At 30.4% G+C, this 23,293-nt stretch carries 27 protein-coding genes and 6 pseudogenes; 18 read left to right on the top strand and 15 right to left on the bottom strand.

Features of this window, described 5'->3' with window-relative positions:
* The first annotated feature begins 107 nt into the window (after window positions 1-107).
* The 5 genes and pseudogenes from MUA87_RS12730 to MUA87_RS12705 form a co-directional block, all read left to right on the top strand.
* Window positions 108-782 (top strand): IS6 family transposase, encoded by a 675-nt coding sequence (locus tag MUA87_RS12730; protein ID WP_262551446.1) that lies wholly within the window; start codon window positions 108-110, stop codon window positions 780-782.
* A gap of 67 nt (window positions 783-849) precedes the next feature.
* Window positions 850-1,755, top strand: a pseudogene (locus MUA87_RS12925) (replication initiator protein A).
* Between the two features lie 23 nt (window positions 1,756-1,778).
* A complete protein-coding gene (locus tag MUA87_RS12715) occupies window positions 1,779-2,006 on the top strand; it encodes a hypothetical protein (protein ID WP_262551445.1) in 228 nt (75 codons plus the stop codon).
* A 568-nt stretch (window positions 2,007-2,574) separates the two neighbouring features.
* Complete coding sequence (locus MUA87_RS12710; RefSeq protein WP_262551444.1) at window positions 2,575-2,733, top strand: hypothetical protein; 159 nt, start codon at window positions 2,575-2,577, stop codon at window positions 2,731-2,733.
* 405 nt (window positions 2,734-3,138) lie between these two features.
* Window positions 3,139-3,237: pseudogene (locus tag MUA87_RS12705) on the top strand (IS6 family transposase); the annotation flags it as partial.
* 411 nt (window positions 3,238-3,648) lie between these two features.
* Here the strand turns inward: MUA87_RS12705 and MUA87_RS12700 are convergent.
* From MUA87_RS12700 to MUA87_RS12660, 9 genes and pseudogenes are all read right to left on the bottom strand, one after another.
* Window positions 3,649-4,122 (bottom strand): S8 family serine peptidase, encoded by a 474-nt coding sequence (locus MUA87_RS12700; protein WP_262569099.1) that lies wholly within the window; start codon window positions 4,120-4,122, stop codon window positions 3,649-3,651.
* Between the two features lie 96 nt (window positions 4,123-4,218).
* Complete coding sequence (locus tag MUA87_RS12695) at window positions 4,219-4,893, bottom strand: IS6 family transposase (protein ID WP_262551442.1); 675 nt, start codon at window positions 4,891-4,893, stop codon at window positions 4,219-4,221.
* 29 nt (window positions 4,894-4,922) lie between these two features.
* Window positions 4,923-5,297 carry a hypothetical protein gene (locus MUA87_RS12690; RefSeq protein WP_262551441.1) on the bottom strand — a complete coding sequence of 125 codons (375 nt, stop codon included), beginning with the start codon at window positions 5,295-5,297 and terminating at the stop codon, window positions 4,923-4,925.
* Window positions 5,236-5,601 (bottom strand): helix-turn-helix domain-containing protein, encoded by a 366-nt coding sequence (locus MUA87_RS12685; protein ID WP_262551440.1) that lies wholly within the window; start codon window positions 5,599-5,601, stop codon window positions 5,236-5,238. The genes MUA87_RS12690 and MUA87_RS12685 overlap by 62 nt, the downstream gene beginning before the upstream one ends.
* A 334-nt stretch (window positions 5,602-5,935) precedes the next feature.
* On the bottom strand, window positions 5,936-7,252 hold the full coding sequence (locus MUA87_RS12680) for an ISL3 family transposase (RefSeq protein WP_061054687.1): 1,317 nt from the start codon (window positions 7,250-7,252) through the stop codon (window positions 5,936-5,938).
* Window positions 7,253-7,938: 686 nt separating this feature from the next.
* On the bottom strand, window positions 7,939-8,307 hold the full coding sequence (locus MUA87_RS12675) for a hypothetical protein (RefSeq protein WP_262551439.1): 369 nt from the start codon (window positions 8,305-8,307) through the stop codon (window positions 7,939-7,941).
* A 27-nt stretch (window positions 8,308-8,334) separates the two neighbouring features.
* Window positions 8,335-8,511 (bottom strand): hypothetical protein, encoded by a 177-nt coding sequence (locus MUA87_RS12670; RefSeq protein WP_262551438.1) that lies wholly within the window; start codon window positions 8,509-8,511, stop codon window positions 8,335-8,337.
* 311 nt (window positions 8,512-8,822) lie between these two features.
* Window positions 8,823-9,110, bottom strand: a pseudogene (locus tag MUA87_RS12665) (IS6 family transposase); the annotation flags it as partial.
* Between the two features lie 487 nt (window positions 9,111-9,597).
* Window positions 9,598-9,693, bottom strand: coding sequence for a type I toxin-antitoxin system Fst family toxin (locus tag MUA87_RS12660; protein ID WP_262551436.1), 96 nt, complete (start codon window positions 9,691-9,693; stop codon window positions 9,598-9,600).
* Between the two features lie 339 nt (window positions 9,694-10,032).
* On the opposite strand from MUA87_RS12660, the gene MUA87_RS12655 reads away from it, so the two are divergent.
* Window positions 10,033-10,290, top strand: a complete 258-nt coding sequence (locus MUA87_RS12655) for a type II toxin-antitoxin system Phd/YefM family antitoxin (RefSeq protein ID WP_013012281.1) — start codon at window positions 10,033-10,035, stop codon at window positions 10,288-10,290.
* Window positions 10,290-10,556: a Txe/YoeB family addiction module toxin gene (locus tag MUA87_RS12650; RefSeq protein WP_013012280.1), complete on the top strand. Its 267-nt coding sequence runs from the start codon at window positions 10,290-10,292 to the stop codon at window positions 10,554-10,556. Before MUA87_RS12655 ends, MUA87_RS12650 begins: the two co-directional genes overlap by 1 nt.
* Window positions 10,557-10,624: 68 nt before the next feature.
* Here the strand turns inward: MUA87_RS12650 and MUA87_RS12645 are convergent.
* Window positions 10,625-11,300: pseudogene (locus tag MUA87_RS12645) on the bottom strand (IS6 family transposase).
* Between the two features lie 53 nt (window positions 11,301-11,353).
* On the opposite strand from MUA87_RS12645, the pseudogene MUA87_RS12640 reads away from it, so the two are divergent.
* From MUA87_RS12640 to MUA87_RS12620, 5 genes and pseudogenes are all read left to right on the top strand, one after another.
* Window positions 11,354-11,827, top strand: a pseudogene (locus MUA87_RS12640) (sodium/glutamate symporter); the annotation flags it as partial.
* 884 nt (window positions 11,828-12,711) lie between these two features.
* On the top strand, window positions 12,712-13,332 hold the full coding sequence (locus tag MUA87_RS12635; protein ID WP_262551435.1) for a hypothetical protein: 621 nt from the start codon (window positions 12,712-12,714) through the stop codon (window positions 13,330-13,332).
* A gap of 18 nt (window positions 13,333-13,350) precedes the next feature.
* Window positions 13,351-14,013, top strand: a complete 663-nt coding sequence (locus MUA87_RS12630) for a hypothetical protein (RefSeq protein ID WP_262551434.1) — start codon at window positions 13,351-13,353, stop codon at window positions 14,011-14,013.
* 13 nt (window positions 14,014-14,026) lie between these two features.
* A complete protein-coding gene (locus tag MUA87_RS12625) occupies window positions 14,027-14,275 on the top strand; it encodes a hypothetical protein (protein ID WP_262551433.1) in 249 nt (82 codons plus the stop codon).
* Between the two features lie 302 nt (window positions 14,276-14,577).
* On the top strand, window positions 14,578-15,252 hold the full coding sequence (locus MUA87_RS12620) for an IS6 family transposase (RefSeq protein WP_262551432.1): 675 nt from the start codon (window positions 14,578-14,580) through the stop codon (window positions 15,250-15,252).
* 333 nt (window positions 15,253-15,585) lie between these two features.
* Here MUA87_RS12620 and MUA87_RS12615 read toward each other — a convergent pair whose 3' ends face one another.
* The 5 genes from MUA87_RS12615 to MUA87_RS12600 form a co-directional block, all read right to left on the bottom strand.
* Window positions 15,586-15,834: a hypothetical protein gene (locus MUA87_RS12615; protein ID WP_262569101.1), complete on the bottom strand. Its 249-nt coding sequence runs from the start codon at window positions 15,832-15,834 to the stop codon at window positions 15,586-15,588.
* 196 nt (window positions 15,835-16,030) lie between these two features.
* Window positions 16,031-16,261: a hypothetical protein gene (locus MUA87_RS12920; RefSeq protein ID WP_394356896.1), complete on the bottom strand. Its 231-nt coding sequence runs from the start codon at window positions 16,259-16,261 to the stop codon at window positions 16,031-16,033.
* A gap of 466 nt (window positions 16,262-16,727) precedes the next feature.
* The gene (locus MUA87_RS12610; RefSeq protein WP_262551431.1) at window positions 16,728-17,012 is read right to left on the bottom strand and encodes a hypothetical protein; all 285 of its coding nucleotides are present in this window, start codon (window positions 17,010-17,012) and stop codon (window positions 16,728-16,730) included.
* A 187-nt stretch (window positions 17,013-17,199) separates the two neighbouring features.
* Entirely contained in the window at window positions 17,200-17,433 is a 234-nt protein-coding gene (locus MUA87_RS12605) for a hypothetical protein (protein ID WP_107603958.1), read from the bottom strand.
* Entirely contained in the window at window positions 17,423-18,253 is an 831-nt protein-coding gene (locus MUA87_RS12600) for a ParA family protein (RefSeq protein WP_262551430.1), read from the bottom strand. Before MUA87_RS12600 ends, MUA87_RS12605 begins: the two co-directional genes overlap by 11 nt.
* A 258-nt stretch (window positions 18,254-18,511) precedes the next feature.
* On the opposite strand from MUA87_RS12600, the gene MUA87_RS12595 reads away from it, so the two are divergent.
* The 6 genes and pseudogenes from MUA87_RS12595 (at window position 18,512) to MUA87_RS12570 (ending at window position 23,267) form a co-directional block, all read left to right on the top strand.
* Entirely contained in the window at window positions 18,512-18,907 is a 396-nt protein-coding gene (locus MUA87_RS12595) for a YolD-like family protein (RefSeq protein WP_262551429.1), read from the top strand.
* A 37-nt stretch (window positions 18,908-18,944) separates the two neighbouring features.
* Window positions 18,945-19,619, top strand: coding sequence for an IS6 family transposase (locus MUA87_RS12590; RefSeq protein ID WP_262551428.1), 675 nt, complete (start codon window positions 18,945-18,947; stop codon window positions 19,617-19,619).
* A 101-nt stretch (window positions 19,620-19,720) separates the two neighbouring features.
* Window positions 19,721-19,859 (top strand): annotated as a pseudogene (locus tag MUA87_RS12585) (group II intron reverse transcriptase/maturase); the annotation flags it as partial.
* Window positions 19,860-20,213: 354 nt separating this feature from the next.
* Window positions 20,214-20,819 (top strand): YIP1 family protein, encoded by a 606-nt coding sequence (locus tag MUA87_RS12580; RefSeq protein WP_262551427.1) that lies wholly within the window; start codon window positions 20,214-20,216, stop codon window positions 20,817-20,819.
* A gap of 431 nt (window positions 20,820-21,250) precedes the next feature.
* A complete protein-coding gene (locus MUA87_RS12575; protein WP_105967157.1) occupies window positions 21,251-22,567 on the top strand; it encodes an ISL3 family transposase in 1,317 nt (438 codons plus the stop codon).
* A 478-nt stretch (window positions 22,568-23,045) separates the two neighbouring features.
* Window positions 23,046-23,267 carry a putative cyclic bacteriocin gene (locus MUA87_RS12570; protein WP_262551426.1) on the top strand — a complete coding sequence of 74 codons (222 nt, stop codon included), beginning with the start codon at window positions 23,046-23,048 and terminating at the stop codon, window positions 23,265-23,267.
* Window positions 23,268-23,293 lie beyond the last annotated feature (26 nt).

The following is a 23,293-nucleotide window of genomic DNA, read 5'->3' as shown; positions in this document are numbered from 1 at the left end:
TGACTGGGTTTTTTATGGCGAATTTCTTTTAAAAAGTAACAGAGATATCATGGTTCTGTTGCAAAGTTGAATTTATAGTATAATTTTAACAAAAAGGAGTCTTCTGTATGAACTATTTCAGATATAAACAATTTAACAAGGACGTCATCACTGTAGCCGTTGGCTACTATCTAAGATACGCGCTGAGTTATCGTGATATATCTGAAATACTAAGAGAACGTGGTGTCAACGTTCATCATTCAACGGTCTACCGTTGGGTTCAAGAATATGCTCCGATTTTGTATCAAATTTGGAAGAAAAAACATAAAAAAGCCTATTACAAATGGCGTATTGATGAGACGTACATCAAAATAAAAGGGAAATGGAGCTATTTATATCGTGCTATTGATGCAGAGGGGCATACATTAGATATTTGGTTGCGTAAGCAACGTGATAATCATGCAGCATATGCATTTATCAAACGTATCATTAAACAATTTGGTAAACCTCAAAAGGTAATTACAGATCAGGCACCTTCAACGAAGGTAGCCATGGCTAAAGTTATTAAAACGTTTAAACTGAATCCCGACTGTCATTGTACATCGAAATATCTGAATAATCTCATTGAGCAAGATCACCGTCATATTAAAGTAAGAAAGACAAGATATCAAAGTATGAATACGGCAAAGAATACTTTAAAAGGTATTGAATGTATTTACGCTCTATATAAAAAGAACCGCAGGTCTCTTCAGATCTACGGATTTTCGCCATGCCACGAAATTAGCATCATGCTAGCAAGTTAAACGAACACTGACATGACATATTAGTGGTTAGCTATATTTTTTACTTTGCAACAGAATCTTTTTTGTTATGGAAAGTTTTGAAAAATATAATTTGTCACAAGTTAAAACAGAAAGATTTTATCAATTACCTAAGTATCTATTTGAAGATCCTTATTTTAAAAAAATGTCTGCAGAAGCAAAAATTATGTATGCTCTACTAAAAGATCGTTTTGAGTTATCTATTCAAAACGAATGGGTCGACGATAAAAATAATATTTATTTTATTTTTAGTAATAAAAACTTATGTGAGTATTTAGGGTATGGAGAACAAAAAATAATCAAATTAAAAAAGAATTAATTAAATTTAATTTACTTCTACAAGAACGTGTGGGACTTAATAAGCCAAATAGATTATACTTGTTGAAACCAAAATATCCTCCTAAAACCAGTAATGACAAGGAACTTCCATTTTCACAGTTCCGGAACTGTGAAAATGGAAGTTCAAAAGCAATTAAAATCACAGTCTAATGATACTGAAATTAATGATACTGAGAAAGAAAGAAACTACTACAACAAATCAACTCAAAATAGTAGTAAAACAATCCTAAAATATATTTGTACTGAACTGAACATAAAAACAACCAAAGCATTTGAAATTAAACTCCATAATTTTATTGAACAATTTGATTTAGAAATAATTGAATATGCTGTTGAGTACGCAGGTCTTAAAGGAACCAACCCCAAACAATATTTAATTAAAATATTAGAAACATGGTTGAACAATGATGTAAAAACATTGCAACAAGCTAAAAATTTTAGATGTATTAATAAAAAACAAACTAAATCTAAAGAAATCACACCAGACTGGTTAAAAAATAGAATACATGAAAAACGTAATGGAACTAAAAAACATGAAAATGATGGGGAAATTGACCCAGACTTAAAAAAAGATAAAGAAACATTTTTGCAACATCTCAAAGATAATTGGGGATAAATCTAAAAAGGTAGGCTATGAAATTGAAAAAAGAAGAAAGCACTCCCAAACATCTTTATGACTTTTTTATAAATAAAAAAGTTAAAGTTTATTTGAATGATCCAAACACTATTGAACTTATTGGTAAATTAAATACTGAAAGGCAATTTGAATTATTATTAGAATGCAAAGTAAAAGATAAAGAAGGTGTCATAACTAATAAAATGCGTTTGATACTTAGGCAAAGCATTTTGTATATGAAAGAAATTTAAACAGACAATGTATACGAGCTTCTCTTATGCTCATGTAAAATATCCTACGCAAATATCTAAGTTTTTGACGGTGTATATTTTATGTATAAATCAAGTAGGGATATTTTTCTGTTATAAGCCCATATTTACGTTTTAAATGCTTATATTGAGATTTGAGAAACAAACTATAAGAAACACAGAGTTTGCTCCAAATACCTCCTTAAAATGCAAAATAAGGCTATTAATTATAAAACTCTCAAGCAAAAAACTCTTAATAAGTTGAAAAGACTTATTAAGAGCAATAATCAATTTTATTACAGAACTAATTGATTAGTTCTATTGGAGGAGCTGCAACTCCTCCTTCATTACATTTATATTATAACAGGAGTATGCATTTATGCCGAGAAAATCTATTTGTCGATGAGAGCCCTTAATTAGACTAAAAGCGCCAGCGGTCGGATAGCGTCAGCTATCAAATCGACCGATGGACAGCTTTAGGATTATTAAGGAGCGCAGAATCGTCGACAAATAGAGGAATTGGAATAATGCAATAATCTTTAGTATTTTTAAAGAGGAGGTTAGATTTAATATGGCAAACTTTTCCAGAAAATATTCGAACACTTTTTCTTATATGATTATTTTTGGTGTATTCCTGTTTTTAATGATGGGTCCTTTAGGTGCAGCAGCAGGGATAGCAATTGGAATTGCTGTTGGGCAACATGAAGATATGAAAAAAGAAAATAAATAAAGACTTGATCAAATTAGACCAAGCCTTTTGATAGTGTTATATTAATAACAAAATAAAAAAAGAAGTCGCCCACGCCCCTACCAAAGTTTGTGTGCGACTATCCTAAAAAAACATTTATGCTTTTGAGTGTTTTGTATATCTCGATATTAAACGATATTTATGCATACATCAAGATATATATTTGGGTGGACGACTTCTTTTTTAATAAGGAGTCGATTTTTTATGAATAAACAAGATGGTAAAACTTATGTAAATCAAGGCAAATCACAAGAAGCAACAAATTACACTAGAACCGGCTACTCTAATAGCCGGTTAGACGCACATTTTGTGTGCACTTCTAATAGCCGGTTAGACGCACATTTTGTGTGCACTTCTCTTCCAAAATTAAGCTTCGATGGGATGACTATTGAATGTATTTACGCTCTATATAAAAAGAACCGCAGGTCTCTTCAGATCTACGGATTTTCGCCATGCCACGAAATTAGCATCATGCTAGCAAGTTAAACGAACACTGACATGACATATTAGTGGTTAGCTATATTTTTTTTACTTTGCAACAGAACCATTCGAAGAATTCCAATCAAAATTAAGTTCTTTAAATTATTCATCCACCACAAATGGTGGAGAACCAATTGAATTATACTCAAGTTTGCTTTGTCAATATATAATATATCAAAGCATTAATTGCTAGAAAAACGAAAAGTACACTAAAAACAATAAATTTAATTTCAAGCGTAACACTTGAAAACAACGTAACAATAAATAATATAATTCCTATAATTGCTATTATATTGAATATCGACAATTTTTGTCTCATTATACTCCTCCATTCTTATTGAGGGCTCGATAAGTATTTAAGATATTTATTGTTTTTTTGGAATCTTTATCTTTATAATTATCATAACCATATTTTTTTTAATGTTCAATTGTTTTTCCAGGTGAATCTTTATAATTATTTTTGTCTATTATTAATGCTAAAGTACCAGAAACTTTTGGAGCAGACAAAGAGTTACCATATGAATACATGTAATGACCATTTACTGAAGTAGTTAATAACTGTTCTTTAGTTTGCATTTCGTTATTGTAAAAATCTTCACCGTATTTTGATAACAGTAAATCATCAGCTCCTGGTGCGAAAATGTCAATATAATTCCTATAATTAGTAAAATGCGATATAGAGTTCTTTTTATTTGTTGAAGCAACTCCTATAACATTATTTAGTTGAGCTGGTGCATCTAATATCGGACTATTAAATTTAGTCTTTTTATTCAATTTAGAATATTTTTCTTTAAATTCGTCACTGTTATCAAGATTTATTGAATCGTTACCATATGAAGCAACAATAATACTTCCTTTATTATATGCATAAGATATTGCTTCTTTGTACATTGTAATATCTTTTTGATCTTGATTATCAGTGTATTGGTTCTGTTGCAAAGTAAAAAAAAATATAGCTAACCACTAATATGTCATGTCAGTGTTCGTTTAACTTGCTAGCATGATGCTAATTTCGTGGCATGGCGAAAATCCGTAGATCTGAAGAGACCTGCGGTTCTTTTTATATAGAGCGTAAATACATTCAACACCTTTTAAAGTATTATTTGCCGTATTGATACTTTGATACCTTGTCTTTCTTACTTTAATATGACGGTGATCTTGCTCAATGAGATTATTCAGATATTTCGATATACAATGACAGTCGGGATTCAGTTTAAACGTTTTAATAACTTTAGCCATGGCTACCTTCGTTGAAGGTGCCTGATCTGTAATCACTTTTTGAGGTTTACCAAATTGTTTAATGAGACGTTTGATAAACGCATATGCTGCATGATTATCACGTTGCTTACGCAACCAAATATCTAATGTATGCCCCTCTGCATCAATAGCACGATATAAATAGCTCCATTTCCCTTTTATTTTGATGTACGTCTCATCAATACGCCATTTGTAATAGGCTTTTTTATGTTTTTTCTTCCAAATTTGATACAAAATCGGAGCATATTTTTGAACCCAACGGTAGACCGTTGAATGATGAACGTTGACATCACGTTCTCTTAGTATTTCAGATATATCACGATAACTCAGCGCGTATCTTAGATAGTAGCCAACGGCTACAGTGATGACGTCCTTGTTAAATTGTTTATATCTGAAATAGTTCATACAGAAGACTCCTTTTTGTTAAAATTATACTATAAATTCAACTTTGCAACAGAACCTTCATCGTTGATGTCAGGGTATTGATTGATTTGATCTGAAATTTTGTTGAATAAGCACTTGATTTGGGCATCACTGAAGAAAGGTTTGTAGCGTTGATACAGTTCAACCGGTACACCTTCTGGACAAGCTCTAAAGTATTTGATGTTTTCAATACGTTTTAATTTGATTTGTTTATGACGATGCTTGTTACTTACAAAAGAAGTTAATAGTTTTAAAAAAGACATAGTTTCTTTTTTTGTGCGGACAAACGCCATCGCTTGTTGTGACTGGTGTTGATTGCGTTTTTTATCTGCTTTGCGATAGCTCATTTTGAATTTTTTTGAATAATTCAATGGGATTAATGACATAAGTATTGGCACCTTTGCCACCTTGTTTATCACGCATAGTATTAATTACCGTAATAAAACCGTTTTCTTTCAGAAACTTGATATGACGTTTGATCGTCGCAACAGATTTATCCAATTTTTCTGCGATTGTTTTGATTTTAAGATGAGAAACACCGATAACTCTGCAGCTGTATTGTTTCAGTAAATTGAGTGTTTCATAATGCGCCTTGTTGATTTGCGCATTGTACTGTCTGACTGTGTTATCCATCGCTTGGATTGTTTCGAATGTGGCGTGTTCTTCTAAATTGATTAATTGGTAACTCATGATATCTTCTCCTTTGCAGAAGAACAAAAAAGAGCATAAACCGATATTTTGTAACGGCTTACACTCTTTTCCTGACCATATCATCAGTTGGCGATGTCTCTTGATTTCATTTATCCTGATACATTTATGTTGCGAAATGAGGGTTTATTTAGTAACATAAGGGTAACAGAATAATGAAAGAGGACACCTTAAAGTGCTGCCGATAGTTACGGTATCGGTTAGCGATTAGTCATTGCGGTCAACAATGGCTAATGCTAGGTGTTCTTTTTCGTTCTGTTTAATTTAATTTAATCGGCTCTCTGTCAAATAGGACTGGTGAGCTAAAACACAGAGATTAAGCAGCATAAAGTTGCTTGATCTCTTTTTTTGGATTAGCTGCAAAAAGATTTGTACATAAAATGATACGACTGCGTAAATTACCAAAATTTCTATAACCAAAAGATATTCTCTGTATCAGCTTTATTTTAGTATTTATTCCCTCAAGTGGACCGTTGGTCAAGTTACTGTATTCAAAAGTATTTCTTATCATACTATTGTGCTTTCTAAGTGTTTTAACAGCTGTTTGAAGTTTAGGAGCAACGCTATTGATTTCTATATTTTTCAAGGCAGTTTCAAAAGCAGCTTTATTGTTTTCTTTCAATGTGGATCTTAACTCATTTACGAGTGTATGTGTGTTTAAAAGTCTTTCGTCAAAACTCAGTAAGTGTTCGACAACACCTTTCGGTGTTTTCCATTGTTTATATAAAGGCATCTTACTGTAAACAAAAGCTTCAAGTTGTTCATATGGTTTTAAAAGAATCTTCCAGTAGCGCTTGTACTTGTTGTATAGAGGTCTTTCAGTTGTTCTGAAACTATTCATAACTGTTACTCGAGTCATGTTCAAGGCTCTATTTAAAGACTGAACAATATGGAAACGATCTATTAGAATTTTGGCATTAGGAAAAACTTCTCTGATCAAAGCCATATAAGGTTCGTACATATCGATAGACACTGTTTTCACACGTTTTCTTTCAGAAAGAGGATAACGATAGAAATAGTTTTTCAAAGCAAATAACCTACGGTCAGGCACAATATCAATAATACGGTGTGTTACTGCGTCTGCATAAATAAAACTCATTTTACCGACAACATTTTTAACACTTTTGAACTCATCCATCATCAAGTGTTCCGGTAAATATTTAAACGGTGTTTGAGCTATTTGAGAAGCAGCTTTATTAATTATTCGAGTAACTGTGGAATTACTGACATGACAAGATTCAGCAACAGATTTTTGCGAACGTATGTCTATCGACTTATTCAGCACAGCTAATCGTGTGTTTTGAGAAATATAGCAATTCCGCTCAACGACAGGTGTTTCAGCAGTGAAATAACTGCAGCACTTTTTACAGTGGAAACGCTGTTTTTCCAATATTAAATAAGCTGGCTTCTCCGATACCTTAGGTATCGTAAGACATGATTTTTTTAAACCATTTTTGATTATAGAAAAGTTCGTATTTTCGTGTCCGCAAAGTTTACATCGCTTGGGAGAATGTATTAATTTTCCAAAGTAAAATAAAGAATTTTTCCCTTTATACTTTCTTTCTTCAACCTTATCTTCAAAAGTGATATTTTTATCTTTAATTCCAAGTGTTATTGATATAGTATTAGACATAGGCGCATTATCTCCTTAATTATTGGTTGTAGGATACTTCTAATTATAGAGATAATTGCGCTTTTTTTGTATCAAAAATAGGACTAGTGATTATCACCAGTCCTAAATAGTATAGAGCCATTTAATCTTAGCACTAAATACATATTATTCAAAGTGTTAGCATAAGAATTAATGAAATTTGATACTAAATGCGTGAAAATAGTTGTTGCTAAGGAGAACTATTACCGGTGAAGTTATTTACCCTTAGTATCAAGATAAGAAAAAACTCGTTTCAAAAAATACAGAAAGTCCCGTTTATAAACGGGACTTTCTGTATTAAATCCTTAAAGTTTCCTTTTATCAATTTTCTTATCGGAACTAAATATAAACAAAACAAAGAAAATAAAGGGAATAATTCCAAATAATCTAGTTATGATATTATAATCAATTGTTATTTAAAGCAAAAAAGTAAGTTTATTTAAAAGCGTTAATTAGAAAACGACAATTTTAATATTCCATAAATTATTGTAAATAACACTAAAGTAAACACTGAAACAAGTATTACTTTTAGTGAAGTATTAGCATTCATTTTTTTTACAATAAGCGAACTAAAAAAAACCGAAATAAAAATACTCAAACCAAGAAAAACACTATCCAAATTAAGAAATGCACTTTTTAAATATATCAACATAATAGACCTCTCATTTTTATTGGTATTTCCAATTATATACAATTACTTTAGGTTGAGTAGTTCGAACCAAACCGTTAACTTCTACTTCTCCTTGAATAGTCTCTCCTGCAAATATCCCTATTAAAGTTGAAGCTAACGCACCAGCAACACTCCAACCTACACCTGGAATCAAAGCAACTAACGAACCAGCGACAGATCCTCCACCGCCAGCCACCATTAATGTTACTGTTTTATTCATTTTTAATGTGAAATTACCGTTTTTTGAAATTTTAAATGAATTTACACCTTTTTTAGCTCTAAATGCTTCTGACGGCTGTTCTTTTTCTATTTTCTCAATTTGTTTTCTTTGTTCAGCTGTCGCACTTTCTTTCATTTTCGCAATCATTGTTGCATCATCCATGGTATATACAATTTAACCATCAGCTGTTCTTTCCTTTTGCCAACCACTATTAACAAAATCCTTATCAATCTTTTTTTGTTGAGAAGCACTCAACTTTTCATCTTTTCTTATATCTGATAATTGCTGATTCTTGCTATTTTTGGGATTTGTTTCATCTGCTAATACAAAGGACTGGTTGAAAACACTCAATAAAACTGAAATTGCTACTGTTGAAGTTAATACTTTTTTTCAAATTAAACAGCTCCGAATATGTATATTTTATATAAAATAAATATAACATTATAAATTAATAAAATAAAACATTTTTTATTTACATATAATTGTAATAAAATTAATGTATAAGTTTCGCTTTATTACAATTGCTTTATTGATAACGAGTCTCGGAACCCTTAACTTCAATAAATTTTCTCGTCATAAATACATGGTCTACTTTTTTTAGAACGAATAATCATTAAATATCCAAATAGACAGCAAAATAAAATGAAAGCAAAAACACCCATATCTGCATCAATAGCATGATGCAAATAACACCATTTTCCTTTTATTTTGATATATGTCTCATCGATATGCCACCTATAATACACTTTTTTATTCTTTTTCTTCCAAATTTGATACAAAATAGGTGGATATTCTTGAACCCAACGATAGACTGTTGAGTGATGAACGTTCACACCACGTTCTCTCAATATTTCAGATATATCACGATAACTCAGTGCGTATCTTAAGTAGTAGTCAACGGCTACGGTTATGGTATCTTGATTAAATTGCTTATATTTAAAATAGTTCATAGAAAATACCCTTTTTGTTAAAATTATACTATAAAATCAACTTTGCAACAGAACCGTTATAACAGTTGAATTCATCACTTTTTAGATGAATTTTCTCAATAAAAAATCTATTGTTTTTGCAAGTGTGATAAGTACTCTTATATTTGGTACAGCTCATCTACCTATGGCTGGAATATTTAACAGTCTCTCATAATTATAGGTATAATCCGTTTACCTTTTACCCATTTGTGGTTTGAAATAGATAATATAAGATGAGGTATATATACTCATATGCTTTACGATTACACTTTAATTATACTTATATTAATTATGTGATATGAACGATTCTAATAAATCAAAACTTTATCAATATCATAAATTAAAGTTCAATTTTGCATTCCTGCGCGCTATGATGTTATAATATAGTTAACAAAGATTATCAGGCATGTATGCACCAAATCCCCTTACTATGGCCGTAGTAAGGGGATTTTCGGGTGTGACTGGTCGTCTATTTTTCATTACGCTGGCGTAGCCAATGCGCAAATAGCGCAACGATACAACCACTTGCTGCTGTGGTCATGATGTTTACAAAGATTTCAGACATCGCGTATGCACCTCCTCTCTACGTCAAATTGACGCCTGAGAGATAGACGACTTTATTATTATATCATCTATTAATATACAAGCATATGCACTTCTGATAACGTCCTATTATGTAAACCATCTTTTCAGTCGAAATGTTATTATATCAATGTTTTTACGACTAAGTGAAAAGGTGGTTTTATTCATACAATATACATCGTTGATTTGACGGTATTTTAACCGATAGTCATAGACAAGTCTTCTGTATGTTTATTCAGATTTTAAAGGACAAAGCTATATTATTTGATGTACGTTAAAACGTACGTTATAATATAAGTATATTAATAAAGGAAGTGATTTTATGAATATTAAAACACCTACAAACGCTAGAAAAGAATTTTATGAATTATTAAAACATGTAAATGTTAATCATGAGCCTGTTATTATAAGTGGTTCTAAAAGTGAAAATAACGCTGTTATTGTAAGTCAAAAAGACTGGGATAGCATTCAAGAAACTTTATACCTTGAATCAGTTGGCGTAATGGATAAAGTGAGAGAACGTGAAAAAGACAGTAGTAGCTATACAAATATCGATGATTTAGATTGGAGTAACTTGTAATGAGTTATTACAGTGTCTTGATTAAAAATTCAGCTAAAAGTGATTTGAAAAAAATAAACAAATCGCACCTCAAAGAACAATTTTTAAATGTTGTTGAAACTTTAAAAATCAATCCTTATGAACCTAGTCAATCTTTTGAAAAGTTGCAACCAAAGCATTTAGGACGTTATTCAAGACGTATTAATCATCAGCATAGAATTGTTTATACAGTTGATGATGAAAAGAAGGAAGTTTATATATTTTCTGCTTGGTCGCATTATGAATAAAAAATATGGTTCTGTTGCAAAGTCAGAAAAAACATAGCTGATCATCTTTTTATCATGTCAGTGTTCTCTTAATTGATTAACATATGGCTAATTTCTTGGCATGGCGAAAATCCGTAGATCTGAAGAGATCTACGGTTCTTTTTATACAATCCGTAATTGCATTCAATCCCTTTTATCGTGTTCTTTGCCGTCTTGATGCTTTGATACCTTATCTTTCCCATCTTAATATGCCGATGATCTTGTTCAATAAGATTATTCAGATATTTAGATGTACAATGACAGTCAGGGTTAAGTTTAAAATCTTTCACCAATTTAGATATTGCCACCTTCGTTTAAGGTGCTTGATCTGTAATTATCATTTGGGGTTTGCCAAATTGTTTGATAAGACGTTTAATAAACGCATATGCTGAATGATTGTCTCGTTGCTTACGTAACCAAATATCTAATGTATGTCCCTCTGCATCAATGGCACGATATAAATAGCTCCATTTTCCTTTTATTTTGATGTACGTCTCCATCAATACGCCACTTATAATAGGCTTTTTTATGCTTTTTCTTCCAAATTTGATATAAAATCGGGGCATATTCTTGAACCCAACGGTAGACCGTTGAATGATGAACGTTTACACCACGTTCCCTTAATATTTCAGATATATCACGATAACTCAATGCATATCTTAGATAGTAGCCAACGGCTACAGTGATAACATCTTTACTGAATTGTTTATATCTGAAATAATTCATACAGAAGACTCCTTTTTGTTAAAATTATACTATAAAATTAACTTTGCAACAGAACCGGAATAAACATACCTATCTATGTTGGAGCAATGTTCATTGCTGTAATTATTCGTAACATTTCAGAATACGCAGATTTACATCTTATTGATATGAAATTCGTAGATAATATTGGAGATGTTTCATTAAGTTTATTTTTATCTGTAGCACTGATGAGTATAAATTTAACAGATATATACCAATTAGCATTACCTTTAACCATTATTGTTTTAGTACAAGTTATATTTTTAGTATTATTTTCTATTTTCTTCGTTTTTAAAGGATTAGGCAAAAACTATGATGCAGCAGTAATGATTGGTGGTTTTTTAGGTCATGGATTAGGAGCAACACCTAATGCAATGGCAAATTTAGATGTTATTACCAAAAAATTCGGACCTTCACCTAAATCATATATCATCGTACCAATTGTCGGAGCCTTTTTAATAGATTTAATTGGTGTTACAATAATCACAATTTTTATAAACTTGTTTTAAAAAGTTTTTACTCACTGCTAAAGGATATACTTCACCCTAAAGTAGTCTTTTTATAGTAAATTAATGAGATGTCTTATATGCTCAAATCATTATAAAAAAGCCCTGCTTCCGATGGAAAGCAAGGGCTTGTTAAGGAGATAATATATATAAATATATACTAGAGATAACTGCTTCTTTTGCAATTATAACTTACTTGTTGCAATGTTACAAAAAAATGATACTGATACATCTATATTTGTAGCATTATCGTTTTCATTTTAACTTATTGAAAAAGCGAACAGATTTAATATCTAATTGTAATAAAAATAACTGGGTTCATATTTTTTATTGTAAAAACAGGGTGTTAAAAAATAAGGGAACAAAGACATGATAAAATGGTAATTAGCTATATTTTTCTAACTTTGCAACAGAACCAATAGAGTTCACTTCATTAGTGGGGGTTAAGTATGAGCATTATAGGTTTATATTATACTATGCACCTATTAAAAAAATTTCTTTTATAGTTGAGATTCATTTGAAGGATAATTCATATTCTGAAGTGTCAAATAGTGATACATATAAGCCTTTTTACGAAAGAGCTAAATATAATAAACCACTGATTTATAGTAAGGGAGTGGAAGAATGATAAAGATTTTTGCTATTTTCGTTACCATGATTTTTATTTTTTGTGCAGCTATTATAGTAGCTGAGTTTTTAACTAAATGGTTAATGGATAAAAACGGCTTTAATCCAAAATAGCTAAATGAGGATCCAGTATTTTCAAAACTATTTTTCAGTGCAAAAATAATTATTGTTATCTCTTTTATTGGTATGCTGATATTATGGATTCAATATTGGACGATATCATAAAGATTAGATTTTCTTAAATTGTAAGAGGTGAAGATATGGTTTACTTAAGAGGTAAAAAAACAAGGCAAGAATTTGTTGCTACACATGATTTAAAACCAATATCATATCAAAAACTTTTGAAAGGTCAGACAAAGGAAAGTGCAGGCGGCACAGAATTAACCGATCGCTATTACTGCTTTTTATATAATAGGAAAGGTATAGACGAACAAAAAACTTTTATTTGTGGTTACCATATAGCAAAAGATTTGTTGAGACTTACAGGACAAGAAGAATTACCATTGTTCAATCCATTAAAGGCTGTAGCAAGAAAGAGCAATAATCAACCTGAGAAAGATAATGTGAATAAAGCCTCTAGGCAATGGAATGATGTGGCACGTCAATTGAGTGATGCGATTAATTTATTTATTGCATATTGGGATAAGCCTATTTATGGTGTGTTAGCAGCAATACATTTTGAAATCAATGCTAAATACTATAAACGACCGAAAGACTCTAAAATAAAATCTGTAAATACATGCTTATATCGAATAATTAATGAAAAGACTTTAAAAGATATAGAACAAGAACTCTCTAAAGAGAATGATATTAAAAATTGTGATTTTAGCCTTCTTAATGAGATTCTAAAAAGAAATAACATTAAATCGAGTTTTGGTTAAACACATGAAGTGTAAATATTGAGGAAGAAAGTTTATATAGAAAACCGATACTTGAATTATTTGATATTCAGTGATAAAGAAGAAAGTAAGAGTGCAAAGCAGCTATTTGAGAGTATTGGTAATTGGATATTTTCAAATAGCAATCAACAAGAAGCTAAGTTTTTAATAACAGAGATGATATGTGAAATATTTGAGTTACAGTTTAAAGTAGATTTTAAGTATAGAAGTGAAATAATAGAAGTAATTAAAAGTAAATCTGAGTATATTCATGTAAAAGAGAAAATGAAGAAAGACATAATCAGGGCATACACAGAAACACAACAATTTTTGAAAGATAATCGAAATAATAATCATTTTATTATCTTATATAGGAGCCTAAATCGAAATGAATTAGAGCTTTTTAAGTCAGGTAATCAAAAAGTTACTAGTAATATATTGAATTCTTTTTCTACAGATCCCAACTACCATAGAAGAGAACTACAAGTTTCAGTTAAAGTACCAATTAAGAATGTATTATTTTATGATAACCTATGCCCAATGAGTCGTTCTACAAACTTGGGGCTGTTTGTAGAACGTGAAGCTATAGTTATATGTGAAGATAGCGAATTTTTAATAGATGAAGTTATTAGCGAAGATATTAATATAAGGAAATGTAGAGATATAGAAGAGAATTATAATTAAAGGAGTAATGTAAATGCATAATTTTGAAGATATTATGTTTGTTGCCGAAGATATTTACAGCTATTTTAGTAAATTATCTAGAGAAGATGCTAGAAATTCATATGAACAATGGGATATTTCTGAAGCGCATTCCCAATCTGGTGCATTAGCGTTGTGCTTAGAAAATATTTCTAGAAATATCGAAGATTATTCAGCGGAGGAGTTGAGTAAAATGATCTATTCTATTTCCAAAGCCCAAAGAGAAATATTTAAATTAATATGATTTATAATGATACATAGCAAGTGCAATGTATAAGGTATATATAACTTGTTTTACAAAAATCGCTAATGACGGTATAATTAAATTAACGATGAAACAATGTGCATAGGATAGCAAAACCCCTACAGCCGACCAAAGCTTTGTGGGGGTTTTTGTTTGTAATCATTTAATCTTATCATAGATATAGTTTGCAACTATAACTGTAATAATAGGACATATGATACAAGAAACGATGAACATACAAATGTAGGTTCTGTTGCAAAGTTGAATTTATAGTGTAATTTTAATAAAAAGGAGTCTTTTGTATGAACTATTTCAGATATAAACAATTTAACAAGGATGTTATCACTGTAGCCGTTGGCTACTATCTAAGATATGCATTGAGTTATCGTGATATATCTGAAATATTAAGGGAACGTGGTGTAAACGTTCATCATTCAACGGTCTACCGTTGGGTTCAAGAATATGCCCCGATTTTATATCAAATTTGGAAGAAAAAGCATAAAAAAGCTTATTACAAATGGCGTATTGATGAGACGTACATCAAAATAAAAGGAAAATGGAACTATTTATATCGTGCCATTGATGCAGAGGGGCATACATTAGATATTTGGTTGCGTAAGCAACGAGATAATCATTCAGCATATGTATTTATCAAATATCTCATTAAACAATTTGATAAACCTCAAAAGGTAATTACAGATCAGGCACCTTCAACGAAGGTCGCACTGGCTAAAGTCATTAAAGCTTTTAAACTTAAACCTGACTGTCATTGTACATCGAAATATCTGAATAATCTCATTGAGCAAGATCACCGTCATATTAAAGTAAGAAAGACAAGATATCAAAGTATCAATACGGCAAAGAATACTTTAAAAGGTATTGAATGTATTTACGTTCTATATAAAAAGAACCGCAGGTCTCTTCAGATCTACGGATTTTCGCCATGCCACGAAATTAGGCATATGTTAGCCAGTTAAGGGAACAAAGACATGATAAAATGGTAATTAGCTATATTTTTCTAACTTTGCAACAGAACCCTTTTCTATACAGAAAAAGTTCAACTTTAATTTCTGTATAGAAAATAATGTTAGACAGATCATGTCTAAAATTAAATCGTTTTTTTGCTTCTTTTCATAAAATCTCATCTCACATTTCTATTTAATCACTAAAGTTAAATGAGATTTTTGCACTTTACTTTTATGATTTCGACTTTCTTTATTTGTACTTTTTTACATTTTATGAATGAGCTTTTTGACAAAAGTCATTTTGCTTTTTCGAAAAAAAGAGAAAGTCTAAATGACTTCCTCCTTTTAATTTCCAAGCAATTCCATTTTGCTGAAACTTTCTTCTCTAAAGATGATACCATGATATACATGATACCCTTGTTTAATCATTCCTATTGTTTTATCTTCTGTTTTCATCCATTTACTTTCGTGTAACCCAGCAACAAGTTTACCTGCCTCTATTCCCTGGTCTCTCCCTTCTCTAGTAAACCCAAAATAATTAGATGGAGAAGCGTTGGGAAATTGTGTAGCATTCTTTCCTGTTTTAGTGTACACAACTCTATATGTAGATTCCCTAGGGCTTTTACTGTAAAGTGCTCAGCCCTGTGGGAAAAATTCATAAAGATGTTTTGCAATTTTAGATGTTTTTTCTTTTACAGGATTTCCTGGAAATATATTTTAATTGGATATAAAAAATAATAAAACATATGTAATAAGCAACAATAAAAATGATGTTGTATATTTACTAAACCTATGATTCTTTTTTTGTGGATTTTTTCACCTTTATTTCTGTCATAATGATAACGATTATTACCGAAATGAAATACACAACGGCTTGAGCAATAAAGGAGTTGCCTTTAGGGAAATTTAATATATCGTAAATTAACCAAACGTTCCCAATAAAGAGTAAAATAAATTGCATTTTAATGAAAACTATCTTAAATTCCTTCTGTGAATAATTCCAAACTTGCTTGGATTTCATAGAAGTGGGGGTTCTATAACCAATAAAATAATTTGGTTTATCCCCAACATTATTTTTTGCGCAGCAAACACTAAATACCCAATTAACAATATAATTATAGTTATCGCAATTAACAACATAATATCTACCACTCTTTTATTTTTATTTTATAATTATATTCTGTTTATAACCAAAATATCTGGGGTAATTATTTCCTAGACTCTTTATATATAAAGCACTTTAAGGTGTACAAAAGAGACATTAGACACTAAGTGTATATAAGCCCCTAAATAGACAACGCTCATCTATTATTACGCATTTCGATCTATTGTTCTTCTTTTAATCCCGCTATCATATCAATAAGTGAAATATAGTATTCTTTGGTCAAATCTCCTCCCTCCAAATGAGATACCAAGTATACTTCGCCCTCTGAATATACAAAGTGGACAACTGAGGTCATGCAGCAGTTTACCGCATGATGAATTAATCACTTTAACTTACCATCCATAAATTTTTGATATACCTCTGGATATCGTGTTTTTGCATAGTATTCTAACATTTCTTCAATAAAGTCAATTTTGTTTCTATGAGCTTCGAAAGCTAAATAGTCCAGTAGGTTCTTATGTGAGCGGCGAATTTTTATTGAAGTACGCTCTTTTAAGCTTTCATATTTAGCATTTTCCCCACTTTTACTTTTTGATATATAGTCATCTTTTTCGTCTTGTTTTTCAACTGGTTCTAAATATTGCTGCTTCTTATCATCTAACGTCATATTTACCATCTCCTTACTTTTTATCTGCCTGCGTCAATTGCATTTACTATTTTTTTCCATCTCTTCAATATATTGCTTATAAATGCTTTGTATCTTAGAGTCTTCTAAGAATACTTACGGCTTTTATTTCACTAATCAACAATTAAACTAGTATATCGGTTTAATTGTTGATTTTTAAACATGTATACTAGTTTAATTTATTTAAATATTCTCTGATTGCTGAATCAACAATATTTTTCATTGTTGTATTATTCTTTAGTGCTGCTAATTTTAAATCTCCATGTATTTGTGAGTCGATTTTAACTAATTTAAAATCATCTTTCCTTGTTATTGAATTATCAAATGGTGTTTCTTTAGTTTCATTATTTACTTCCTTTTTTTGACTATATTTATCTATAAAACTTTTATTATTATTTTCCATTAAAAGCACCTCTTTCTTCTAGTCTGAACATAAATTCCCAAAAAACATTTATATATTTCTGTAAGGTTTTTTTATCATATGGCTTATTTTCCGATATACCTTGAGCACCCCATGTCATAACTCGTCGCGATCTATTTATAACATTTTTCAAAACAATATCATCATATTCTTCATGATATTTCTTAACATATTGACTGTTTGTTTTGTTATCTTCTTCTGTTAAGTAAATAATTATACCTAATACATCTAACTTTTCATTGTATTGTTTCATTTGGCTTAAATAAAACATATAATCCATTGAATTATCGTAACAATCTTCTTCTGATTCAACAGGAACGATTACATAGTCACTTGCAACAACACAATTATGAGTTAATGTCGTAGTAGTTGGAACTGAATCAAAAAATATAAAATCATAATCTTTCTTTAAATTCTGTATCAAACTGCTATATACATAGAATTCATCTTTAATATTCAATGATCTCCTAGAAAATCTATCAAACCAAGCTAAATTCCAATCACCTTTTATAACATCAATATTATTACTTAAAGTTGAAATTGATTCACTTAATGTCCCTTTTTTTATCCCTTCCATAAAACTGCAATTTGCTTCTTTTTTTGTGTTGAAGTTTTTACTTAACTTTTTAGTCAATGTTCTTTGAGGATCAGTATCAATAAAAAGAACTTTTAAATCATATCTATTTGCGATATATCCAAATAAGTTAGATAGTGTTGATTTACCTACTCCACCTTTAAACATATTTATAGTGAAAACTATAGCTTCACCTCTTTTTTTATTGTTAAATTCATCATAGCTCAAAGTATACTATCAAACAAGTTAAAAGGTTTAATAGTATACTAGTTTTAAGGTTTATTTATTTAATATTAAGATAGTATACTCTATTAAAAGAGGTGAAAATAATGGATACGCAAATGATATAAAGAAAACCCCACAAAGAAAGTTAAAAGAATAAAATCTGGTTTCCCATACGAAAATTCACTTTCTTTTTGCCACACATTGTGTCTAAACTTTACGATAAAATTAGAACGTATGTACCGCTTTATGAGAGGTGATACAATGATTCCTGATGAATATCAAAATGAAACTGACTACCGCAAAATTCCAAGAGAGCATTTAGAGAGCCGAATTCCTCAAGGCAGAGAAAAGGGCAAATGGATGCCCTTTGCCTCAATCCCTGAACAGTTCGAGCAAATCCAAGCCTTGGTTGAAGAACAAAATAAAGCAGCTCAACCTGAATTGTCTGACGACCAATGTGCAATGCTCACCGCAAACCTGCACTTTAAAATTATGAATAATGAACCTGCGACTGTTGCATACTGGCAAGCAGGCTATTTTCAACAAATACAAGGTTCTATACGAAAAATAGACATGCTTAACAATAGATTACTGTTAGACACGGGAAATGAGAGTGCAGAAATCCCTATGTCTCAAATGGTTCTGTTGCAAAGTTGATTTTGTAGTATAATTTTAACAAAAAGGAGTCTTTTGTATGAACTATTTCAGATATAAACAATTCGATAAGGATGTTATTACTGTAGCCGTAGGCTACTACTTAAGATATGCATTAAGTTATCGTGATATATCTGAAATATTAAGAGAGCGTGGCGTGAACGTTCATCACTCAACGGTCTATCGATGGGTTCAAGAATATGCGCCTATTTTGTACCAAATTTGGAAGAAAAAGAATAACAAAGCGCATTATAAGTGGCGTATTGATGAGACATATATCAAAATCAAAGGAAAATGGTGTTATTTGTATCGTGCCATTGATGCAGATGGTCATACATTAGATATTTGGTTGAGTAAAAAACGAGACAATCAATCAGCATATGCGTTTATTAAAAGACTTATTAAACAGTTTGGTAAACCTCAAACAGTTATTACACATCAAGCACCTTCAACAAAGGTGGCCATGTCTAAGTTGATGAAAGATTTTAAACTTAAATCTAATTGTCATTGTACATCTAAGTATCTTAATAATCTCATCGAACAAGATCATCGTCATATTAAGGTGAGAAAGACAAGGTATCGAAGTATTAATACGGCAAAGAACACGCTCAAAGGCATTGAATGTATTTATGGATTATATAAAAGGAACCGTAGGTCTCTTCAGATTTACGGATTTTCTCCTTGCCACGAAATTAATTACATGTTGGCAAGTTAAGAGAGTATCAACATGTTAAAATGATAATAAATTATATTTTTTCTGAATTTGCAACAGAACCAATTTTATACTAAGGATATATAGAATGGATGAGATTGCTAGACAAATTAATTCTTAGTTTTGTACGTAGAAATTTACAAGTAGGTGCCATAGACCTATCTGGAGAATAAGCAGAAAGAAAGATAGGCGGTACCGCAAGGAGGTATTTTATCCCTCTTACTATGTTATGTCTATCTACATGGTAATATAAAGCAAACGTTAAAGTAATACCAATAAGAAATTAATGTTTCATTTTAATGGTTATATGTTATTATGTGATTAGAATTTTTCCGAACAGAAAGAAAGAACGATTTGAAATATATTAATCATTTTATATGAAAGATCGAGAAATGTTCTAATACTAATGTATACTTAAAGGAGAGAATGAAATGAAAAAAAGATATTGGATTATAGGAATTATAGTTATAATTTTCTTGCTTATTATACGGTGTGATCTTTGGATGGATTCCATCACGATCAGCCTCTAAAAAAGAATTAATAGATATAATAAACAGAGCATAAAAAATAATTGAATTTCACTAAAAGGAGAAAATAATGAAGAACAACAACCTTAATTCACCATTATCTAAGTCTATAGAAGAACCAAAATTCAGTATAAAAATAATTATATATATATTATTATCAACCATTTCAACATTTATAACGTTACAAATTATGGATGTTGATAAAATTGTTAAAGAATCAACAAGTCAAGGTATAGATCCTGAAATGACAAGAAAATTCGTAATTATAGGAAGTACTATTTCGTCAATATTTTCAATGATTATATCTATTTTAATCATGTGGCTAATATTTGTATTTATTTCTAAAATGATGAAATCAAGTACGAGCAAAAAAAGCCTATTTTCTGCTACGTTAATATTTTTAATTATTTCAACATTGTTACAAGTAATTATATTATCAATTCAATGGGGGGTTGGTTTGCCATTCCCTAAATATAATATCAGTAGTTTAAATATCTTTTCCCCAGGAAACCAATTTTTAGAATCTATAAATTTACAGCATCTATTAGAATCTTATTTGTTCGGTTTAGTTTTTTATAAAACTAGTAAATTGAGTAAAAAGAAATCGGTTATTTTAGGGATAATATACTTTGTTGTAGTTATATTTTTTAGCTTATCAGTATTTTTAATTAAGTAGAGTAAGGGGGAATAAACATTATGAAAGTTATTGTTAACTTAATATTTTTTATAGTTATTTTGTTAGGTGTATTTTTATACGTTAATTCTAATTACTCTTATAATTTAGTATCTGAGTCAGTTTCAGATGTACTGAAAGTAGGAGTAACAATATTATTTATTTTATGTGTTATTATTGTACCTATTTTTAATAGCAAAAAATAAGTGATACGTATCTGTTGAAATTAAAAAGAAAAATGGAGAGAGAGTTATAAAAATATCGAACATAAATAAATTAGGAGTAGCCCCCAAATAATTTTATAAGAAAATTATTGGCTCTATACTATTTAGGACTGGTGATAATCACTAGTCCTATTTTTGATACAAAAAAAGCGCAATTATCTCTATAATTAGAAGTATCCTACAACCAATAATTAAGGAGATAATGCGCCTATGTCTAATACTATATCAATAACGCTTGGAATTAAAGATAAAAATATCACTTTTGAAGATAAGGTTGAAGAAAGAAAGTATAAAGGGAAAAATTCTTTATTTTACTTTGGAAAATTAATACATTCTCCCAAGCGATGTAAACTTTGCGGACACGAAAATACGAACTTTTCTATAATCAAAAATGGTTTAAAAAAATCATGTCTTACGATACCTAAGGTATCGGAGAAGCCAGCTTATTTAATATTGGAAAAACAGCGTTTCCACTGTAAAAAGTGCTGCAGTTATTTCACTGCTGAAACACCTGTCGTTGAGCGGAATTGCTATATTTCTCAAAACACACGATTAGCTGTGCTGAATAAGTCGATAGACATACGTTCGCAAAAATCTGTTGCTGAATCTTGTCATGTCAGTAATTCCACAGTTACTCGAATAATTAATAAAGCTGCTTCTCAAATAGCTCAAACACCGTTTAAATATTTACCGGAACACTTGATGATGGATGAGTTCAAAAGCGTTAAAAATGTTGTCGGTAAAATGAGTTTTATTTATGCAGACGCAGTAACACACCGTATTATTGATATTGTGCCTGACCGTAGGTTATTTGCTTTGAAAAACTATTTCTATCGTTATCCTCTTTCTGAAAGAAAACGTGTGAAAACAGTGTCTATCGATATGTACGAACCTTATATGGCTTTAATCAGAGAAGTTTTTCCTAATGCCAAAATTCTAATAGATCGTTTCCATATTGTTCAGTCTTTAAATAGAGCCTTGAACATGACTCGAGTAACAGTTATGAATAGTTTCAGAACAACTGAAAGACCTCTATACAATAAGTACAAGCGCTACTGGAAAATTCTTTTAAAACCGTATGAACAACTTGAAGCTTTTGTTTACAGTAAGATGCCTTTATATAAACAATGGAAAACACCGAAAGGTGTTGTTGAACACTTACTGAGTTTTGACGAAAGACTTTTAAACACGCATACAGTCGTAAATGAGTTAAGATCCACGTTGAAAGAAAACAATAAAGCTGCTTTTGAAACTGCCTTGAAAAATATAGAAATCAATAGCGTTGCTCCTAAACTTCAAACAGCTGTTAAGACACTAAGAAAGCACAATAGTATGATAAGAAATACTTTTGAATACAGTAACTTGACCAACGGTCCACTTGAGGGAATAAATACTAAAATAAAGCTGATACAGAGAATATCTTTTGGTTATAGAAATTTTGGTAATTTACGCAGTCGTATCATTTTATGTACAAATCTTTTTGCAGCTAATCCAAAAAAAGAGATCAAGCAACTTTATGCTGCTTAATCTCTGTGTTTTAGCTCACCAGTCCTATTTGACAGAGAGCCAAATTATTTGGGGGCTTTTATTTCAATGTTTCATAATGAATTGGTTAGTATTAACCTGTTGTGTATAGCGAAATATTGGGAATCTAGAGTGAATTATGATTTGAAATTAGCATTTATATCATAAAAAATGTTAGATATAAAAAGAGTTCGCGACAAAAGGATTCTAAATACTAAAAAAGGGTGAAAATTCATTGTAATAAATGAATTTTCATCCTTTTTAAACTTCAGATAAGAAAATAAGCTAATTATTTACAACGCTTATTGTAATATATATATGTATATAAGTCAAATATAGAAGAAAAAATGTCAATTATATATTACATTCACGTCTTTTTGCGATTTAAATCAAAAAAAATTTTGCGATATTACATTTACTCTTTTGTTTTTGAAATATTTATTTTATAATATAGGTGAGTTTGTTATAGGGAGGTGTAATTATGCTAAACTTATACAAGAAAATTGCATGGACTGGTATTTCAATGACTGGTACGACTTCTTTTATTAATGCATTAATTAGTGGAAGTGACATTTGGACTGCTCTATCAGTTGCTGGTATTGCTGCTGGTGGTGGTATTGGTACTGCCATAGCAACTATTGGGCGTGCTGCAATTGTAAGATTTGTTAAGCGTTGGGGCGTTAAGAAAGCTTCAGCATGGTAAGAAAATAAGCTAATTATTTATACAGG

Origin of the sequence: Staphylococcus simulans (assembly GCF_025561465.1) — a bacterium.
Lineage (GTDB): Bacteria > Bacillota > Bacilli > Staphylococcales > Staphylococcaceae > Staphylococcus > Staphylococcus simulans.
The sequence above is the reverse complement of the archived record's forward strand: the minus strand, read 5'-3'. Positions and strand labels throughout refer to the sequence as shown.

Bases quoted from the DNA above. Each gene is read 5' to 3' on its own strand.
- MUA87_RS12730 (WP_262551446.1), top strand. From the start codon at position 108: ATGAACTATTTCAGATATAAACAATTTAACAAGGACGTCATCACTGTA.
- MUA87_RS12710 (WP_262551444.1), top strand. From the start codon at position 2,575: ATGGCAAACTTTTCCAGAAAATATTCGAACACTTTTTCTTATATGATT.
- MUA87_RS12700 (WP_262569099.1), bottom strand. From the start codon at position 4,122: ATGTACAAAGAAGCAATATCTTATGCATATAATAAAGGAAGTATTATT.
- MUA87_RS12695 (WP_262551442.1), bottom strand. From the start codon at position 4,893: ATGAACTATTTCAGATATAAACAATTTAACAAGGACGTCATCACTGTA.
- MUA87_RS12690 (WP_262551441.1), bottom strand. From the start codon at position 5,297: ATGTCATTAATCCCATTGAATTATTCAAAAAAATTCAAAATGAGCTAT.
- MUA87_RS12685 (WP_262551440.1), bottom strand. From the start codon at position 5,601: ATGAGTTACCAATTAATCAATTTAGAAGAACACGCCACATTCGAAACA.
- MUA87_RS12680 (WP_061054687.1), bottom strand. From the start codon at position 7,252: ATGTCTAATACTATATCAATAACACTTGGAATTAAAGATAAAAATATC.
- MUA87_RS12675 (WP_262551439.1), bottom strand. From the start codon at position 8,307: ATGATTGCGAAAATGAAAGAAAGTGCGACAGCTGAACAAAGAAAACAA.
- MUA87_RS12660 (WP_262551436.1), bottom strand. From the start codon at position 9,693: ATGTCTGAAATCTTTGTAAACATCATGACCACAGCAGCAAGTGGTTGT.
- MUA87_RS12655 (WP_013012281.1), top strand. From the start codon at position 10,033: ATGAATATTAAAACACCTACAAACGCTAGAAAAGAATTTTATGAATTA.
- MUA87_RS12650 (WP_013012280.1), top strand. From the start codon at position 10,290: ATGAGTTATTACAGTGTCTTGATTAAAAATTCAGCTAAAAGTGATTTG.
- MUA87_RS12635 (WP_262551435.1), top strand. From the start codon at position 12,712: ATGGTTTACTTAAGAGGTAAAAAAACAAGGCAAGAATTTGTTGCTACA.
- MUA87_RS12625 (WP_262551433.1), top strand. From the start codon at position 14,027: ATGCATAATTTTGAAGATATTATGTTTGTTGCCGAAGATATTTACAGC.
- MUA87_RS12620 (WP_262551432.1), top strand. From the start codon at position 14,578: ATGAACTATTTCAGATATAAACAATTTAACAAGGATGTTATCACTGTA.
- MUA87_RS12920 (WP_394356896.1), bottom strand. From the start codon at position 16,261: ATGAAATCCAAGCAAGTTTGGAATTATTCACAGAAGGAATTTAAGATA.
- MUA87_RS12610 (WP_262551431.1), bottom strand. From the start codon at position 17,012: ATGACGTTAGATGATAAGAAGCAGCAATATTTAGAACCAGTTGAAAAA.
- MUA87_RS12605 (WP_107603958.1), bottom strand. From the start codon at position 17,433: ATGGAAAATAATAATAAAAGTTTTATAGATAAATATAGTCAAAAAAAG.
- MUA87_RS12595 (WP_262551429.1), top strand. From the start codon at position 18,512: ATGATTCCTGATGAATATCAAAATGAAACTGACTACCGCAAAATTCCA.
- MUA87_RS12590 (WP_262551428.1), top strand. From the start codon at position 18,945: ATGAACTATTTCAGATATAAACAATTCGATAAGGATGTTATTACTGTA.
- MUA87_RS12580 (WP_262551427.1), top strand. From the start codon at position 20,214: ATGAAGAACAACAACCTTAATTCACCATTATCTAAGTCTATAGAAGAA.
- MUA87_RS12575 (WP_105967157.1), top strand. From the start codon at position 21,251: ATGTCTAATACTATATCAATAACGCTTGGAATTAAAGATAAAAATATC.
- MUA87_RS12570 (WP_262551426.1), top strand. From the start codon at position 23,046: ATGCTAAACTTATACAAGAAAATTGCATGGACTGGTATTTCAATGACT.